This is a genomic window from Bacteroides sp. AM23-12, assembly GCF_003434395.1.
Taxonomy (GTDB): Bacteria; Bacteroidota; Bacteroidia; order Bacteroidales; family Bacteroidaceae; genus Bacteroides; species Bacteroides thetaiotaomicron.
Genome location: NZ_QTLF01000019.1, coordinates 1 through 18,170, shown reverse-complemented (window position 1 = coordinate 18,170; position 18,170 = coordinate 1). Strand labels below are relative to the sequence as shown.

Annotated in this window: 18 protein-coding genes; 10 read left to right on the top strand and 8 right to left on the bottom strand. The window is 44.5% G+C overall.

The features are described from left to right. Nucleotides 1–20 precede the first annotated feature (20 nt). From DW640_RS15355 to DW640_RS15335, 5 genes are all read left to right on the top strand, one after another. The gene (locus DW640_RS15355) at nucleotides 21–2,678 is read left to right on the top strand and encodes an outer membrane protein assembly factor (RefSeq protein WP_117578630.1); all 2,658 of its coding nucleotides are present in this window, start codon (nucleotides 21–23) and stop codon (nucleotides 2,676–2,678) included. Between the two features lie 24 nt (nucleotides 2,679–2,702). Further along, nucleotides 2,703–3,218, top strand: coding sequence for an OmpH family outer membrane protein (locus tag DW640_RS15350; protein ID WP_008766991.1), 516 nt, complete (start codon nucleotides 2,703–2,705; stop codon nucleotides 3,216–3,218). Nucleotides 3,219–3,273: 55 nt separating this feature from the next. Then, complete coding sequence (locus tag DW640_RS15345) at nucleotides 3,274–3,789, top strand: OmpH family outer membrane protein (protein ID WP_008762659.1); 516 nt, start codon at nucleotides 3,274–3,276, stop codon at nucleotides 3,787–3,789. 106 nt (nucleotides 3,790–3,895) lie between these two features. Next, on the top strand, nucleotides 3,896–4,738 hold the full coding sequence (gene murI / locus DW640_RS15340) for a glutamate racemase (protein WP_048693807.1): 843 nt from the start codon (nucleotides 3,896–3,898) through the stop codon (nucleotides 4,736–4,738). Nucleotides 4,739–4,811: 73 nt separating this feature from the next. Beyond that, a complete protein-coding gene (locus tag DW640_RS15335; RefSeq protein ID WP_008766993.1) occupies nucleotides 4,812–5,045 on the top strand; it encodes a DUF2007-related protein in 234 nt (77 codons plus the stop codon). Here DW640_RS15335 and DW640_RS15330 read toward each other — a convergent pair. Beyond that, complete coding sequence (locus tag DW640_RS15330) at nucleotides 5,014–6,165, bottom strand: pyridoxal phosphate-dependent aminotransferase (RefSeq protein ID WP_113747941.1); 1,152 nt, start codon at nucleotides 6,163–6,165, stop codon at nucleotides 5,014–5,016. The genes DW640_RS15335 and DW640_RS15330 overlap by 32 nt on opposite strands. Nucleotides 6,166–6,270: 105 nt before the next feature. Here DW640_RS15330 and proB point away from each other — a divergent pair, with 105 nt between their 5' ends. The 3 genes from proB to DW640_RS15315 are packed head-to-tail and all read left to right on the top strand — an operon-like array spanning nucleotide 6,271 to nucleotide 9,643. Beyond that, nucleotides 6,271–7,353 (top strand): glutamate 5-kinase, encoded by a 1,083-nt coding sequence (proB, locus tag DW640_RS15325; RefSeq protein ID WP_011108944.1) that lies wholly within the window; start codon nucleotides 6,271–6,273, stop codon nucleotides 7,351–7,353. Between the two features lie 26 nt (nucleotides 7,354–7,379). Further along, nucleotides 7,380–8,633 (top strand): glutamate-5-semialdehyde dehydrogenase, encoded by a 1,254-nt coding sequence (locus DW640_RS15320; protein ID WP_117578629.1) that lies wholly within the window; start codon nucleotides 7,380–7,382, stop codon nucleotides 8,631–8,633. 53 nt (nucleotides 8,634–8,686) lie between these two features. Next, on the top strand, nucleotides 8,687–9,643 hold the full coding sequence (locus DW640_RS15315; protein WP_008762653.1) for an acetylornithine carbamoyltransferase: 957 nt from the start codon (nucleotides 8,687–8,689) through the stop codon (nucleotides 9,641–9,643). Nucleotides 9,644–9,889: 246 nt separating this feature from the next. Here the strand turns inward: DW640_RS15315 and DW640_RS15310 are convergent, their stop codons facing one another. The 7 genes from DW640_RS15310 to rpmH form a co-directional block, all read right to left on the bottom strand. Then, complete coding sequence (locus tag DW640_RS15310; RefSeq protein ID WP_011108942.1) at nucleotides 9,890–10,282, bottom strand: rhodanese-like domain-containing protein; 393 nt, start codon at nucleotides 10,280–10,282, stop codon at nucleotides 9,890–9,892. 14 nt (nucleotides 10,283–10,296) lie between these two features. Then, a complete protein-coding gene (locus DW640_RS15305) occupies nucleotides 10,297–11,010 on the bottom strand; it encodes a NigD-like protein (protein ID WP_117578627.1) in 714 nt (237 codons plus the stop codon). Next, nucleotides 11,007–12,155: a hypothetical protein gene (locus DW640_RS15300; RefSeq protein ID WP_008762650.1), complete on the bottom strand. Its 1,149-nt coding sequence runs from the start codon at nucleotides 12,153–12,155 to the stop codon at nucleotides 11,007–11,009. The genes DW640_RS15305 and DW640_RS15300 overlap by 4 nt, the downstream gene beginning before the upstream one ends. Nucleotides 12,156–12,269: 114 nt before the next feature. Further along, nucleotides 12,270–13,244, bottom strand: a complete 975-nt coding sequence (locus DW640_RS15295; RefSeq protein ID WP_008762649.1) for a D-alanine--D-alanine ligase — start codon at nucleotides 13,242–13,244, stop codon at nucleotides 12,270–12,272. Continuing rightward, the gene (locus DW640_RS15290) at nucleotides 13,241–14,314 is read right to left on the bottom strand and encodes an RluA family pseudouridine synthase (RefSeq protein ID WP_008762648.1); all 1,074 of its coding nucleotides are present in this window, start codon (nucleotides 14,312–14,314) and stop codon (nucleotides 13,241–13,243) included. Before DW640_RS15290 ends, DW640_RS15295 begins: the two co-directional genes overlap by 4 nt. Before the next feature lie 25 nt (nucleotides 14,315–14,339). After that, nucleotides 14,340–14,990, bottom strand: a complete 651-nt coding sequence (locus tag DW640_RS15285; protein ID WP_117578625.1) for a PASTA domain-containing protein — start codon at nucleotides 14,988–14,990, stop codon at nucleotides 14,340–14,342. Nucleotides 14,991–15,403: 413 nt separating this feature from the next. Beyond that, a complete protein-coding gene (gene rpmH, locus DW640_RS15280; protein WP_005678985.1) occupies nucleotides 15,404–15,565 on the bottom strand; it encodes a 50S ribosomal protein L34 in 162 nt (53 codons plus the stop codon). Between the two features lie 192 nt (nucleotides 15,566–15,757). Here rpmH and efp point away from each other — a divergent pair, with 192 nt between their 5' ends. Further along, nucleotides 15,758–16,324: an elongation factor P gene (gene efp / locus DW640_RS15275; RefSeq protein ID WP_008766998.1), complete on the top strand. Its 567-nt coding sequence runs from the start codon at nucleotides 15,758–15,760 to the stop codon at nucleotides 16,322–16,324. 103 nt (nucleotides 16,325–16,427) lie between these two features. After that, a complete protein-coding gene (locus DW640_RS15270; protein WP_117578623.1) occupies nucleotides 16,428–17,831 on the top strand; it encodes an alkaline phosphatase in 1,404 nt (467 codons plus the stop codon). Nucleotides 17,832–18,170 lie beyond the last annotated feature (339 nt).

Below are 18,170 nucleotides of genomic sequence, written 5' to 3'. Positions count from 1 at the left end.
AACTTCAAATTATAACATAAATGCATTATCGTATTTCCTTTATATTCGTAACGTTTATCGGCCTGTTCTGCTTTGCAGCCACGGGCTTTACGCAGAATACCAACACTGACGAAGACTCTAAGCCAGTCATCTTATACTCAGGAACGCCTAAAAAGTATGAGATAGCAGACATCAAGGTTGAAGGCGTGAAGAATTATGAAGACTATGTGTTAATCGGATTATCCGGACTGTCCGTTGGACAGACGATTACCGTGCCGGGTGATGAGATTACCGGAGCAATCAAGCGCTACTGGAAACATGGTTTGTTCTCTAACGTACAGATTACTGCCGAAAAGATAGAAGGCAACAAGATTTGGTTAAAAATCAGTCTGACACAACGTCCCCGTATTGCGGATGTACGCTATCATGGTGTGAAGAAGTCAGAACGTACAGACCTTGAAAGCAAACTGGGTATGGTAAAAGGTATGCAGATCACTCCGAATACCGTTGACCGTGCAAAGACATTGATCAAACGTTATTTTGACGATAAAGGCTTTAAGAATGCAGAAGTGATTATCGCGCAAAAGGACGATCCATCTAACGAAAATCAGGTGATTGTTGACATTGATATCGACAAGAAGGAAAAGATTAAAGTGCACGCTATCCATATCACCGGAAACTCGGCCATCAAAACATCCAAGCTGAAGAAAGTGATGAAGAAGACCAATGAAAAAGGCAAACTTCTGAACCTGTTCCGCACCAAGAAATTTGTTCCGGAAAACTTTGAAGCAGATAAGCAGCTGATCATAGATAAGTATAACGAGCTGGGATATCGTGACGCAATGATCGTAAAAGACAGTGTAGCACAGTACGATGCAAAGACGGTAGATGTATATATGGATATAGACGAAGGTCAGAAATATTACCTTCGTAATGTAACATGGGTAGGTAACACACTGTATCCTTCAGAACAGCTGAACTTCCTGCTCCGCATGAAGAAGGGTGATGTTTACAACCAGAAGTTGCTGGGAGAACGTACCTCTACAGATGACGACGCAATCGGTAACTTATATTACAATAACGGTTATTTGTTCTACAATCTTGATCCGGTAGAAGTAAATATCGTCGGTGACTCCATCGACCTCGAAATGAGAATTTATGAAGGCCGTCAGGCTACGATTAATAAGATCAACATCAGCGGTAACGACCGTCTGTATGAAAACGTAGTTCGTCGTGAGCTTCGCATTCGTCCGGGACAGTTGTTCAGCAAGGATGACCTGATGCGTTCATTACGTGAAATCCAGCAGATGGGACACTTTGACCCTGAAAAACTGCAGCCGGATATTCAGCCGGACCCTGTAAACGGAACAGTTGATATAGGTCTGCCTTTGACATCTAAAGCCAATGACCAGGTAGAATTCTCTGCCGGTTGGGGACAAACAGGTATCATCGGTAAGCTGAGTCTGAAATTTACCAACTTCTCTGTTGCCAACTTGCTGCGTCCGGGTGAAAACTACCGTGGTATCCTGCCGCAAGGTGACGGACAGACATTGACCATCAGCGGTCAGACGAATGCTAAATACTATCAGTCATATAGCATCTCATTCTTCGATCCTTGGTTTGGAGGTAAACGCCCGAACTCACTTTCCGTATCGGCTTTCTTCTCAGTTCAGACTGACATCAGCAGCCGTTACTACAACTCAAGCTATTTCAACAACTATTACAATAGTTATTATGCAGGCTATGGTGGCTACGGCTCATACAACTACGGTAACTACAACAACTATGAGAACTACTATGACCCCGACAAGTCTATCAAGATGTGGGGACTTTCTCTGGGTTGGGGTAAGCGTCTGAAATGGCCGGATGACTACTTTACTTTGTCTGCAGAGCTGGCTTACCAACGCTACAACCTGAAAGACTGGCAGTATTTCCCGGTAACCAACGGTAAATGTAATGACCTCAGCCTTTCACTAACTTTGGCACGTAACTCTATTGACAACCCGATCTTCCCACGTACAGGTTCGGACTTCTCGCTGTCAGTTCAGCTTACTCCTCCGTACTCATTGTTTGATGGTAAAGACTATAAAGGTTATTTCTATAATCCCGAAAGCGACAGAGGCATCACTCAGGATAATATGAATAAACTTCATAGATGGGTTGAGTACCACAAATGGAAATTTAAAGCCAAAACATATACTCCGTTGATGGATTATATAGCACATCCTAAGTGTCTGGTATTGATGACACGTACAGAGTTCGGTTTGTTAGGTCACTATAATAAATACAAGAAATCACCGTTCGGTACATTCGACGTAGGTGGTGACGGTATGACAGGTTACTCAAGCTATGCAACGGAAAGTATCGCCTTGCGTGGTTATGAAAACAGTTCATTGACACCGTATGGAGAAGAAGGATATGCTTACGCCCGTCTTGGTATCGAATTAAGATATCCGTTGATGCTGGAAACAAGTACTAACATTTATGTGTTAGGTTTCCTGGAAGCCGGTAATGCTTGGCATGATATCTCTAAATTCAATCCGTTTGATTTGAAACGTTCTGCCGGTGTCGGTGTTCGTATCTTCTTGCCGATGATTGGTATGATGGGTATCGACTGGGGTTATGGTTTCGACAGAATAGGCAGTACCAAAGACTACGGCGGAAGTCAATTCCACTTTATTTTAGGACAAGAATTCTAATATAAAAACTAAAAACTAAACGTCATGAGAAAGTCTGTTCTATCCATTATGTTACTGTTTGCCATCAGTATGGCAGCTAGTGCACAAAAATTTGCATTGATCGATACGGAATATATTCTGAAAAATATTCCGGCATATCAAAGCGCTAATGAGCAATTGCAGGAAGCTACAAAGAAATATCAAAGCGAAGTGGAGGTAATTGCCAAGGAAGCACAGAAGATGTTCCAGGACTATCAAGCTCAGTCCTCTACTCTCTCTGCGGCTCAGAAGACTAAGAAGGAAGATGAGATTGTAGCGAAAGAGAAATCCGCTGCCGAACTGAAGCGCAAATACTTCGGTCCGGAAGGCGAACTGGCTAAGATGCAGGAGAAGCTGATTAATCCTATTCAGGATGAAATATATGGTGCTGTAAAGGAACTGTCGCAACTACACGGATACGACCTTGTACTCGACAGAGCCTCTGCTGCAGGCATCATTTTTGCCAATCCACGTATTGATATTAGTGATGAAGTGCTGAGAAAATTAGGATATTCAAATTAATTTCATACATTTGCATCGAAAATAACTAAAAATCATTCAAATAAATTATAGAACTATGCTAAAAAAAATTGCACTTGTATTGATGCTTGCACTCCCAATGGGTGTATTTGCACAAAATCTGAAATTCGGTCATATTAATGCCCAAGAAATCGTTTCAGCAATGCCTGAATTTGCTAAGGCACAATCTGATATTGAAGCACTAGACAAACAACTGACCAGCGAATTACAAAGAACTCAGGAAGAATTCAACAAGAAATATCAGGAATTCCAGCAAGCTATCGCTAAGGACTCTCTTCCTGCTAACATCGCTGAGAGAAGACAAAAAGAACTGCAGGATATGATGCAAAGACAAGAGCAGTTCCAACAGGAAGCTCAACAGCAGATGCAAAAAGCTCAGGCTGACGCAATGGCTCCTATCTACAAAAAGTTGGACGACGCAATTAAAGCTGTAGGTGCTGCCGAAGGCGTAATCTACATCTTCGACCTTGCAAGAACACCGGTTGCTTACGTTAATGAGTCACAAAGTATTAATCTGACTCCTAAGGTAAAGACACAGCTCGGCATCAAATAAGAAGCTATAAGCTATAAAATACCGAAAGGGAAAGAGAAAAGAAGATCATACTTCTTTCTCTTTCCCTTTTTTCATGTAACTTTGCGTATATAAAACCGCACTCGTCATGAAGCAACATCTATCTCATACACCCGGGCCAATCGGAGTTTTCGATTCCGGATACGGTGGGCTGACTATCCTCAACAAGATAAGAGAGGCGCTGCCGGAATATGATTATATCTATCTGGGAGACAATGCACGCACTCCTTACGGCACACGTTCTTTTGAAATCGTATACGAATTCACTTTGCAGGCAGTCAATAAATTGTTTGAAATGGGATGTCATCTCGTTATCTTGGCCTGCAATACAGCCTCTGCCAAAGCATTGCGCAGCATACAAATGAATGACTTGCCCGGCATTGACCCTGAACGCCGTGTACTCGGAGTTATCCGCCCTACCGTTGAGTGTATAGGCGACATTACTCAAAGCCGTCATATCGGAGTACTGGCAACAGCAGGTACCATCAAGTCCGAATCGTATCCATTAGAGATACATAAGCTATTCCCGGATATTCAAGTGAGCGGAATGGCATGCCCCATGTGGGTGCCGCTAGTGGAAAATAATGAATCACAGAACGAAGGGGCCGATTATTTCATCCGGAAATACATTGACCAGTTGCTATCCAAAGATCCTGAAATTGACACGATGATTCTGGGCTGTACGCATTATCCTATCTTGCTCCCTAAGATACAAAAATACACTCCGAAGCATATCCGTATTGTCGCACAAGGAGAATATGTAGCCGAAAGTCTGAAGGACTACCTGAGCAGACATCCGGAGATGAATGCTAAATGTACCCAAAACGGCAGTTGTCTGTTTTACACCACAGAAGCGGAAGAGAAGTTTGTCGAATCGGCCTCTTCCTTCCTGAACCAGCAAATCGACGTAAAAAGAATTTCTCTCGAATAAATATGGGAAAGCAGATCAATCTTTCCTTCTTTTTTGTTATATTTGTATACATAACCTCAAATAGCATAAGATTATGAAAGAAGAAGATTATAGCAGGGCCATAGAAGTATTCTCCGGTTCTCCATGGGAAGCAGAAATTATCAAGGGATTGTTGGAAAGTAATGACATCCGCTGCGTCATTAAAGATGGTATCATGGGGACATTAGCCCCCTATATTGCTCCATCTGTATCTGTTCTGGTCACTGAAGACCAGTACGAAGCCGCTACTGAACTGATCAGAAGCCGCAACGAGAAAGATACTGACTGATACGGTCCAGTCCTTCCCGGATACTCTCCAGCGAATTCGCATAGGAGAAACGGACATATCCTTCGCCTCCCGTTCCAAAGTCTATACCGGGAGTGATGCCGACATGCGCATTTTCGAGAACATCGAATGCAAAGCGATAAGAGTCGGTAGTGAACTTACGTGCATCAGCGAAAATATAAAAGGCACCCTGAGGCTCAACTTTGATCTCGAATCCCATTTCCCGAAGACGACTGATCATATACCGGCGGCGTTCATCATAGATCTGCTTCATCCGTTCCACATCCGAGTCAGCCTGCCGTAATGCGGCAATCCCCGCTTGCTGGGCGATGCTGGACGCACAGATAAACAGATTCTGCTGCAACTTCTGCAAAGAACGCATACAGGATTTCGGTGCTATCAGATAACCTAAACGCAACCCTGTCATCGCAAATCGTTTGGAAAATCCGTTCAGGACAAAAGCCTTATCCGTATATTCCAGAATACTATGCGCACATCCTTCGTATACAAGTCCGTGATAAATCTCATCCGAAATAATAGGAACACCTAAAGATGCCACACTTTTCAGGAAACTCTCATCCAGCAACATACCCGTCGGATTCATCGGCGAATTAATAAAAATACCAGCCGTATGCGGAGTAACGCACTTACGGATCGCTTCTATATCATATTGCAAACCATTCTCTTCGGACAGAGGCACCAAGACAGGTTTTGCCTGAGCGGCCAAAACGAAGTTACGATAACACGCATACCCCGGATTGGAGAGAATCACTTCACTGTCCGAGTTACAAAGCAACATCAAGACCAGAAGGATAGACGGAGAAGAGCCGGAAGTGACGACAATACAATCCGGATCGACAGTGACTCCATATTCACGCTGATAAAAAGCGGCTATTTCACGACGCAACTCCGGATCCCCCAAAGAGTGAGTATAATGTGTGAGGTGCCGGTCGTAGGCAGCCTTAGCAGCTTCCGCCACACAAGCCGGAACGTCAAAGTCCGGCTCACCGACTTCCAGGTGGATAACGTCCACACCTTGTTTCTGTAATTCATTTGCACGCTCCAATACATCCATCACGATAAAGGAGGTCATTTGTTCTACTTGGGGATTCGTATGTTTCATTGTTTTTCTTTTATCTGTCAGGCTGCAAAGATAATTCTTTTCAGCCTGTTTTTGTAACATATCGACAAAAAGCTCTATATTTGTACTTTCAAATCGTTAGTAAGGATGAAACAAGAGTTTACACGAATAGCAGTAAAAGTAGGCAGTAACGTATTGGCACGCCGTGACGGTACATTGGACGTCACCCGTATGTCGGCACTCGTTGACCAGATAGCAGAATTAAATAAATCCGGAGTAGAGATCATTCTTATTTCTTCGGGAGCTGTTGCTTCGGGACGCAGCGAGATACACCCGCAGAAAAAGCTCGACAGTGTAGACCAGCGCCAGTTATTCTCCGCCGTAGGACAGGCTAAATTAATAAACCGCTACTATGAGCTTTTCCGTGAACACGGCATTGCGGTAGGTCAGGTACTGACTACCAAAGAGAACTTCAGTACCCGCCGCCATTATCTGAATCAGAAGAACTGTATGACGGTGATGCTCGAAAACGGCGTCATCCCCATCGTCAATGAGAATGATACGATTTCGGTCAGCGAGCTTATGTTCACGGACAATGACGAGCTTTCCGGACTGATCGCTTCCATGATGGATGCGCAGGCATTGATTATCCTGAGTAACATAGACGGAATCTACAACGGTTCACCCTCCGATCCTGCCTCCGCTGTCATTCGGGAGATCGAGCATGGAAAGGATTTATCCAACTATATCCAGGCTACCAAATCGAGTTTCGGTCGTGGCGGTATGCTGACGAAAACGAATATCGCCCGCAAGGTAGCCGACGAAGGGATTACAGTCATTATCGCCAACGGAAAACGGGATAATATTCTCGTAGACTTGTTACAACAACCGGACGATACGGTTTGCACGCGCTTTATCCCTTCCACCGAGGCGGTATCCAGTGTAAAGAAATGGATTGCCCACAGCGAAGGATTCGCCAAAGGGGAAATTCATATTAACGAATGTGCCACGGATATACTCAGTTCGGAGAAGGCAGCCAGCATTCTTCCGGTCGGAATCACCCACATCGAAGGCGAATTTGAGAAGGACGATATTGTACGCATCATGGACTTCCTGGGCAATCAGGTTGGTGTAGGAAAAGCGAACTGCGATTCCGCACAGGCCAGGGAAGCAATGGGCAAACATGGCAAAAAGCCTGTAGTACATTACGACTATCTGTATATCGAATAAAAAATATAAAACGTAAAAAGGAGCAAATGACTACAAATTTAAACGGAACTTTCGCTGCTGTACAAGCTGCCAGCCGGGAATTGGCGTTGCTGAGTGACGACACCATCAATCAGATACTGAATGCGGTCGCTGATGCTGCCATTGCCGAAACACCCTTTATCCTGTCAGAAAATGAAAAGGACCTGGCACGGATGGACAAGAGTAACCCGAAGTACGACCGGTTAAAACTGACGGAAGAGAGGCTGAAAGGCATCGCTGCCGACACACGTAATGTAGCCACTCTCCCCTCCCCGCTGGGAAGGATATTAAAGGAAACCTCCCGCCCCAATGGAATGAAGCTGACCAAAGTCAGTGTCCCCTTCGGAGTAATAGGCATCATCTATGAAGCGCGTCCTAATGTCAGCTTCGACGTCTTTTCCCTTTGCCTGAAAAGCGGAAATGCCTGCATCCTGAAAGGTGGAAGTGATGCGGACGATTCCAACCGTGCCATCATCAGCGTCATTCACAAGGTACTTGAAAAGTTTCATGTCAACCCGCATATAGTAGAACTGCTCCCGGCAGACAGAGAGGCTACGGCAGCATTACTGAATGCGACAGGCTATGTAGACCTGATTATTCCGAGAGGAAGCAGCAATCTGATAAATTTCGTGCGCGAGAATGCGCGGATTCCTGTCATTGAAACAGGAGCAGGTATCTGTCACACTTATTTTGATGAGTTCGGAGATACCCGGAAAGGAGCGGATATTATCCATAATGCCAAGACACGCCGTGTCAGTGTCTGCAATGCGCTCGACTGTACCATCATTCATGAGAAACGTCTGGGGGATTTGCCTGCGCTCTGCGATCAACTGAAAGAAAGCAAGGTTACTATCTATGCAGATACACAGGCTTATCAGGCACTGGAAGGACATTATCCGGCTGAATTGCTGCAACCTGCCACCCCGGAAAGCTTCGGAAGAGAGTTTCTGGATTACAAAATGGCTGTCAAAACGGTGAAAAGTTTTGAAGACGCACTGGGGCATATACAGGAAAACAGTTCAAGGCACAGCGAATGTATCGTGACCGAAAACAAAGAGCGTGCCGCCTTGTTTACTAAGATAGTAGATGCGGCATGCGTATATACTAACGTATCTACCGCTTTCACCGACGGTGCACAATTCGGCCTGGGAGCCGAGATAGGCATCAGTACTCAAAAGCTGCATGCCCGCGGTCCTATGGGATTAGAGGAAATCACTTCCTACAAATGGGTGATCGAAGGCGACGGACAGACCAGATGGTAAAGTGAGGAAACGACAAATGATCAATTGGACAATAACGATTAATGATAGATAAAATGAAGAAATTTACTTGTGTACAGGACATCGGCGATTTAAAATCAGCCCTTGCAGAAGCATTTGAAATTCAAAAAGACCGCTTCAAATATGTAGAGTTGGGACGAAACAAGACATTGATGATGATCTTCTTTAATTCCAGCCTCCGTACCCGCCTCAGCACACAGAAAGCAGCTCTTAATCTGGGAATGAATGTAATGGTGCTGGACATCAACCAAGGTGCATGGAAACTGGAAACAGAACGTGGCGTCATCATGGATGGTGACAAACCGGAACATCTGCTGGAAGCGATTCCTGTGATGGGTTGTTATTGTGACATCATCGGAGTACGTTCCTTTGCCCGTTTCGAAGATCGCGATTTTGATTATCAGGAGACTATTCTGAATCAATTTATCCAATATTCCGGACGTCCTGTCTTCTCGATGGAGGCAGCTACCCGCCACCCATTGCAGAGCTTTGCCGATTTAATCACCATTGAGGAATATAAAAAGACGGCACGTCCCAAAGTCGTAATGACTTGGGCGCCACATCCCCGTCCATTGCCACAGGCTGTTCCCAACTCCTTTGCAGAGTGGATGAATGCCACTGACTATGATTTCGTTATCACTCATCCGGAAGGATATGAGCTGGCACCTCAATTCGTAGGAAATGCCAAGGTAGAATATGATCAGATGAAGGCTTTCGAAGGAGCAGACTTTATATACGCCAAGAACTGGGCTGCCTATACAGGCGACAATTACGGCCAGATATTAAGCAAAGACCGTGAATGGACAGTCAGCGACCGACAGATGGCAGTAACCAACAATGCTTTCTTTATGCACTGCCTGCCTGTTCGCAGAAATATGATCGTCACGGATGATGTAATCGAAAGTCCCCAGTCTATCGTTATCCCCGAAGCTGCCAACCGTGAAATCTCGGCTACGGTGGTTTTGAAGAGATTGATTGAGGGATTGGAATAAACGGAACATCTGTGAATGAAACCTTGCTTTTATTCTCGCACCTATGAGAAAAGATTCTCATGCCTTTGAGAATTTTTTCTCATTGTGGTGAGAACTTTTTCTCATAAGCATGAGAATACATTGAGAATATAGCAACATCTATTTAACCGTATACTAGCACGATAACGATTGCGTCCCTTCAGAATTTTATGTAAAGCGCAACCATTTATTCTAGAATAGATAGAAAAAAGCCGTACAGCAACAACCTTAGTATTCTATCTCCTTTCCTGCCGCCTGCCAGGCATTGAATCCTTTACCAAGCTCCACAACCTTAAATCCTTTTTCACTAAGGATCGCCGCAGCTTTCTTGCTCCGTTTACCGCTACGGCAATACAATGCAACCGGTTTGCTCTTTTGCAACAATGAATCCGCCATCGAGGCAAAAGAGTCATCCATCACATTAATATTAATCGTTTTTGCAATATGTCCTTCTGAATATTCAGCCAGTGTACGAACATCCAGACGCTGCACTTCTTCATCCTGAATGATAGAATCGAAATCCTCTACATTCACCGTTTTAAAGTCTCCTTTCTGCTGACAGGAGAAAAGAGAAGAGAGAAATAAAAATAATCCCACGACTAATTGATTCATTTTAAACATATGTACTATCTTAATCAGTTCACGCCCGGAACATATTCAAATCCCGGATCACAATACTTGCTTGATTCTACCACCACACCATTTTTATCTGTGGTATGATACTTGAATTTTATCCTTATGGTTTGATGAGGATTTTCTTCATCCACATATTTCGTCAGAGGAACAGAAATGTAAGCACGACGATTATAGTTCTCCTCATCCCCATTCGCATCATGAAACAGAGACAAAGTAACGACTGTCTCATCCCCTTCCGCCTCAACGCTCTCTTCTATCATACCAAACACGTGCTGTTTGCCACTATTGATATTGATCTTCACGTTCAGAATCATATTCAAATAGTCACGCCCCAGCCAAATGCTGGTCACGTCTACCGGATCATACTTCAGTCCGCTTTCAAAAGCCGGGTCGTCAGCCCCCTTTGGCTCCGGTGCCACCACCGACTGCAATGAGTATATGACAGCCGTAGCATCCTCCGGATTTACTTCATAGTTACTGATTACACGCCTAGCCGAGTTCGGAGAAATGGTTGATCCGGTACGGTCTCTCGCAACAGTCAACAGCTCTCCCTTGTCAGGAAGCAGACTCTGTATCAGACCATCCGCCCCAGCCTTCACTGTGACAAATTCCAACTTCACAGAAGGATAATAGTAATCATCATCATCCCCGCAGGCAGTCATCAGGAAAAGCATACCCAAAAGCCAGAGTGTATGTAACTTTACTTTATTCATTGGCAAGCAGCTAAATAGTTCACCAACGGATTGGCATACATTAATAACAATTTTCCACGCAAAAAGTCTTCGTCTTTATTCGGAATCTTTATTTTGCCCAGTTGTTGCTCGATATAGGTAACAAATCGTTGTTTCTCTTCGGGGGTGTAATGACCGGCAAACTCGGATGTACCCTTCAGCAAGTCATAGGCAACGTAATTACCCGAATAGATCCGGTAGTTACTATGAATCCTCTGGTCGATGCAGGCAGATATGCTGGAGAACAGTTCCTGCTTCGGCAATGAACGGTCCAGCTGTGCCAACCTGTCATTGATACAGGGAGCCGTCTGAAAATGAACCTTCCCTTTATATCCGAAAAGACCAGTCTGCATACTGATCAAATCGTCCTGAGTGGTTTTCTTATATCCTTCTATATCTCTTTTCAACTGAAACTCCTGCGCTTTCAGGAAGTCACAGGGATCATATTCGTATGAAATGGCAAGAGGAGCGATATTCATCTCCATCAGACGGTCGATCAAGTCGCCTTCACCACCCATCGCCAGCATCTTCAGTACGCTATCCTGAGTACGGTCGTTCGAGTCTTTGGCACGCCCTTCGCGCTGGGCAATCCAGATGGACTGCTTCTTCTCACTAATGGTATAATGCATATAACGGGACATCCGTGCCGAAGATTCCAGCATCTGCCGCATGGTCAGCGCCCGTTGTACAATAAACGATTTGTTGACACGAACCAGCTTCTTGATCCACGGATAAACCAGCAGATTGTCACCAATCGCTATCTCTACCGTATCCATTCCCTGATCAATCAGCAAGATAGAGAGGAAGCCCGAATCCAATATAATATCCCGATGATTGGAGAGATATGTATAAGCCTTGCTTTTATCCGGCACAGCCGTATGATCCAGAGTCAGCCCATCCGTATGGTCCGCCGCTATTTTCCATAAAATACCATAACAGAATGTTTCCTGAAAATCCAGCTTGCTCTTACAAGCGCGTATTTTCTGCGCCAAAAGTTCAAAGGGGACGTTCGGTATCGCATCAGTAGCCGCCTTCTGAAAAGCAGGATCAGCAATCAGCTCCTCAAAGATTTGAGGAAGTTCCTCATCATTGTAAGGACGAATCTCATCAAACTCTGTAGTATCCATAAGCTATGAAGTTTAGAGGCAGGTAATAGGTAATAAGTAATAGGTAATAGGCTGCGCTATGCCCACACAAATTTAATATTTAATATCTATTACTTATTACCTGTTACCTATTACTTAAAATTTATTTTCTATTATATCAGTCATCACATCCTTTATATCCAGACCGGCAGCACGCACTTGCTGGGGAATAAAGCTTGTAGTGGTCATCCCCGGAGTCGTATTCACTTCCAGCAGATTGATCTTTTCGCCGGCTGTCACAATGTAATCCACACGGATGATACCGGAACAGCCCAATATATCATAAATGGCCGAGGTCAGCATTTGCACGCGATTCGTCAGTTCGTCCGAGATGCGTGCAGGAGTAATCTCGTCTACCTGACCATTGTATTTTGCATCATAATCAAAGAACTCATTATGTGTCACCACTTCCGTAGGCGGGAAGATGACGGTCTTGTCTTTGGTTTTATAGCAGCCGCAGGTTAGCTCCGTTCCTTCCATAAATGCTTCTACGAGCACTTCCTGGGCTTCTTCAAAGGCCTTAACAATGGCCGGCTGTATTTGTTCTTTCGTCTTAACCTTTGTTACACCGAAGCTCGAACCGCCCAGACTCGGCTTGATGAAACAAGGCAAACCGATCTTTTCCATCACATCTTCGTCGGAAACCGATTGTCCCTGACGCAATAGCAACGATTCTGCAATACGCACTCCGAAGGCTTTCAGGTATTGGTTGCAGGTAAACTTGTCATAGGTGATCGCCGCAGCCAGCACCCCGCAACAAGAGTATGGTATGTGCATCATGTCAAAGTATCCCTGAAGACGGCCGTCTTCGCCCGGAGTACCGTGAATGGTAATATAGGCAAAGTCAAACCTGATCTTTTCCGTTCCCAGCATAAAGCTGAAATCATTGCGGTCTACCGGTGCTTTTGCACCATCCGGCAATTGTACTTCCCAACGGGTCCCCTGCATCTCGACAATGTACAGTGTGTACTTTTCCTTATCTATGAAGGAATATATTCCCTGTGCACTACGCAGGGATACATGAAATTCGGAGGTGTCACCTCCGGCTACGATAGCAATTGTGCGTTTCATTCTATTTCTCTGTTACTTATATAGCCTCGCCACTTCTCGATAAGCCGGGTCATGTCATCCGGAAGTTCGGAAGTAAAGTACATCTCTTCGCCTGTGACGGGATGTACGAACCCCAATGTCATGGCATGCAGAGCCTGCCGGGGACAAGTGTCAAAGCAATTATTTACAAATTGTTTGTATTTACTAAAGTGAGTACCTTTCAGAATTTCGTGACCGCCATAGCGTTCGTCATTGAAAAGTACATGCCCGATATGTTTCATGTGGACACGAATCTGATGAGTACGTCCGGTTTCGAGTATGCACTCTACCAGCGTGACATATCCCAGCCGTTCAAGCACCCGATAATGAGTGACCGCGTGCTTGCCCATCGACGGGTCGGACATAACCGCCATCTGCATCCGGTCTTTCGGATTACGGGCGATACTGCCTACAATCGTGCCTTCATCCTGTTCCACATTTCCCCAAACAAGGGCACGGTATCTGCGTTTGGTCGTCTTATTAAAGAATTGTATTCCGAGGTTGGTCTTGGCATCCGGCGTCTTGGCAATCACCAGCAGACCGGACGTATCTTTATCAATCCGGTGGACCAGGCCGACGTGCGGGTCATTGGCATCATATTCAGGAATATCTTTCATGTGCCATGCCAACGCATTGACAAGCGTACCGTGATAGTTTCCGTGTCCCGGATGTACTACCAGTCCCGCAGGCTTGTTCACTACCATTACATATGGATCTTCGTAAACGATATTAAGGGGGATATTTTCGGGAATAATCTCGTTCTCATAACGAGGACGGTCCATCATGACGGTAATGACATCGAGCGGCTTAACCTTGTAGCTGCTCTTCACCGGCTTACCGTTAGCCATGACGAATCCATCTTCGGCAGCCTTCTGAATACGGTTGCGCGAAGCATTGACAATACGTTCGAACAGATATTTGTCGACTCTGACCATCGCCTGTCCCTTGTCTACGACCACCCGAAAATGTTCGTAAAGCTGGGATTCGTCACCGACAGGTTCTATATCATCCAAATCATTCTCCAGTTCATCCGGAAGTTCTTCCTCGATCATGTGAATCTGTTTCGTTATTTATCAATTAAAACCAACTATCAGCCTGACTTGAAGGGGATTCTGAGGAAACAGGTTCATCTGCCCCTTCAACATTTTCCATGGAGTCGCTTTCCAACGGTTCGTTTTCTCCGTTTCCTACCATCAGTGTCAATGCAGCTCCCAAAGGTACTTTATCTCCCGCATTCAATGAGCGCCCCTGATATTTAATGCCGTACACCCAGTCCTTCTCACCGTTCATCAACTGAATCTCGGTCAGCTTGAATCCGGCAGCAAGCACTTTCGCCTGTGCCTGGCGCAGAGAACTGTTGTCCGCCACATCGGGAACAGCACGTAAAGGAATACTCAGTGTATTGATAGTCAGGTAAATGGTGCGGCCTTCTTTCACTTTTTGTCCGATTCCCGGGTTGACATCAAGTACAATGCCAGCTGCCATATTCTTCACATAATTAGAATCGGAAACGACACATACCAATCCGTGATTGCGGAACATTTTTGAAGCTTCATCCACAGTCATCCCTTTTACATCGGGCACAACCACCGCCTCACCGTGACGAGTATAAACATCCAGCCATTTCATCACGCCGAACACAATCAGCACCACTGCCACAATCATGACAAGGATATTCACCCAGAAATATTTATTTGTTTTAAAAGAAAAGAATTCTTTGATTGTCATACGCTTTGCTGTTAATCCGCGCCAAAGATACTACAAATTAGTTGAATTTCGGAATAGTGGGCAATGAAAATGTCCCTGCATAAATGCAAGGACACCTGTCATCACCACAATTGTTGCAACTATATTCCCCACTCCTATAGATTTCAACAACCTTAATATTCTAGGATGCGGCTTCCGGATTCTCTGAGCACAACCGTCTGTCGCATATATTCCGTCTATGATCTGTGACAAAGAAAGCTAAAAAGTGACAAAGAGCATTCCATTAAACATTATTTAATACTCTATTTAACTACTGTGCCAAGAGTCCTGTACTTTTTATCATAAAAAGGAAGTTATAACCAACTTTAATGAAAATAGAAGCAAACAAAAAAGGCGGAGTTTAAAACTCCGCCTTTTTTGTTTCTGAGTGATGATTACCACTTCTGTCCGTTGTACTCATCAGAAACAGTCAGTTTCTTTCTGCCTTTCGCACGGCGAGCAGCTAATACTCTACGACCATTAGCCGATGCCATTCTCTCACGGAAACCGTGTTTGTTCTTTCTCTTTCTGTTAGAGGGTTGAAATGTTCTTTTCATTACTGTATCTTGTTTTTATGTTATTATTCTACGTAATCGGGCTGCAAAAATAGAGACTTTTTTTAAATTAACCAAGCGATAAGTCATTTTTGCTCAAAAGTTTTTGTGTTTTTTACTGATTTAGATTACTTTTGCACTCGAATTACGACGAAGACAATTAAATAACAATAATATAATAAGAAAAACAGCAGTATGATTAATGCTCAAGACATCAAAAACGGAACTTGTATCCGTATGGACGGAAAGCTCTATTTCTGTATAGAATTCCTGCATGTAAAACCAGGTAAAGGTAACACATTTATGCGTACCAAGCTGAAAGACGTAGTAAGCGGTTATGTTCTCGAACGCCGTTTCAATATCGGTGAAAAACTGGAAGATGTACGCGTTGAACGTCGTCCATACCAATTCCTGTATAAAGAAGGAGAAGACTATATCTTCATGAACCAGGAAACTTTTGACCAACACCCCATCGCTCACGACCTGATCAATGGTGTAGACTTCTTGCTCGAAGGTGCAGTGCTGGACGTTGTTTCTGACGCTTCTACCGAAACTGTACTTTATGCAGACATGCCGATCAAAGTTCAGATGAAGGTTACTTATACAGAACCGGGAATGAAAGGTGATACAGCCACCAACACACTGAAACCTGCTACCGTAGAATCAGGTGCAACAGTACGTGTGCCTTTGTTCATCAGCGAAGGTGAAACAATTGAAATCGACACTCGTGACGGTTCTTACGTAGGACGCGTAAAAGCATAAATGTCATACAAATGACATAAAGAAACGGTGGATTTGCTTCGGCACTTCCACCGTTTTTTATTACCTTTGTCCATCACTAACCCTAATATTAAGATACAAAAGAATGAAAAAGTTGATTTACACACTGCTCTTTGTCCTTATTTCCGTTGCAGCCAACGGTCAGCAGGCAAAGTACGTATTCTATTTCATCGGAGACGGAATGGGAGTCAATCAGGTAAATGGTACAGAGATGTATCAGGCAGAACTGCAAAACGGGCGCATCGGCGTTGAACCTTTATTGTTCACCCAATTTCCGGTAGCAACGATGGCAACCACTTTCTCCGCGACAAACTCTGTTACCGACTCTGCCGCTGCGGGTACTGCACTGGCTACCGGAAAGAAGACCTACAACAGTGCCATCTCTGTAGGAGAAGACAAAAACCCGATTGAAACCGTAGCCGAAAAAGCCAAGAAGGCCGGAAAGAAAGTAGGTGTCACTACTTCCGTCAGCGTAGACCACGCCACTCCTGCCGCTTTCTACGCTCATCAGGCAGACCGTAATATGAATTATGAAATCGCTGTCGACCTGACAAAAGCAAACTTTGACTTCTATGCAGGCGGTGGTTTTCTGAAACCGGACAAGACGTATGACAAGAAAGACGCTCCCAACATCTTCCCTATTTTCGAAGAAGCAGGTTACACCGTAGCACGTGGCTACAGCGATTATAAAGCCAAAAGCAAGGATGCCGGCAAAATGATCCTGATACAGGAAGAAGGCAAAGATCCATCCTGCCTGCCTTATGCTATCGACCGTAAAAGCGACGACTTGACTCTCGCCCAAATCACAGAAAGCGCAATCGACTTCCTGACCAAAGGCAAGAACAAAGGGTTCTTCTTAATGGTAGAAGGTGGAAAGATCGACTGGGCTTGCCACGCTAATGACGCCGCTACCGTATTCAATGAAGTAAAGGATATGGATGACGCTATCAAAGTAGCTTACGAATTCTACAAGAAACATCCGAAAGAAACGCTGATCGTTGTTACCGCCGACCACGAAACCGGTGGTATCGTACTGGGTACAGGCAAATATGCGTTGAATCTGAAAGCACTGCAATATCAGAAACATTCTGCTGACGGATTGTCCAAACGTATCAGCGAACTGAGAAAATCAAAAGGCAACAAAGTGACTTGGGAAGACATGAAAGAATTCCTGGGTGAAGAAATGGGCCTCTGGAAACAGTTCCCTATTTCTTGGGAACAGGAAAAGAAGCTGCGTGACGAGTTCGAACAATCCTTTGTCAGAAATAAGGTGGTATTTGCCGAAAGCATGTACTCTAAAAGCGAGCCGATGGCTGCACGCGCTAAAGAAGTAATGGACCAGATATCTATGGTAGGCTGGGTAAGCGGCGGTCACTCTGCCGGTTATGTGCCGGTATTTGCCATCGGTGCCGGTTCTCAACTGTTCGGTGAGAAGATTGACAATACGGAAATTCCGAAACGGATAGCTAAAGCTGCCGGATATAAATAAAGAATTGACTGCACGAATATGTAATCAAAACACTATTTATTTTCATTTAGGCACGGATTTCACGGATTAACACGGTTCTACAATTAAAGACCGTGAAATTCGTGCAATCCGTGCCTAAATAATATTATCATTATAATAGATGATTTTCATTGGGTCCCTTCTCTTGATATGTTTCCCGTTAGGAAACGGGCGTTCCCTCACCGAGAAACGAGAGTTACCTTTAAAGGAAACGATCGTTCCCACACCGGGAAACGGCAGTTTCCAAAGCAGGAAATTCATGGAAACTCTAAGCCATTGATGTGTACTGGTTTTAGTTGACAACTTCGTTTGTTATAACTG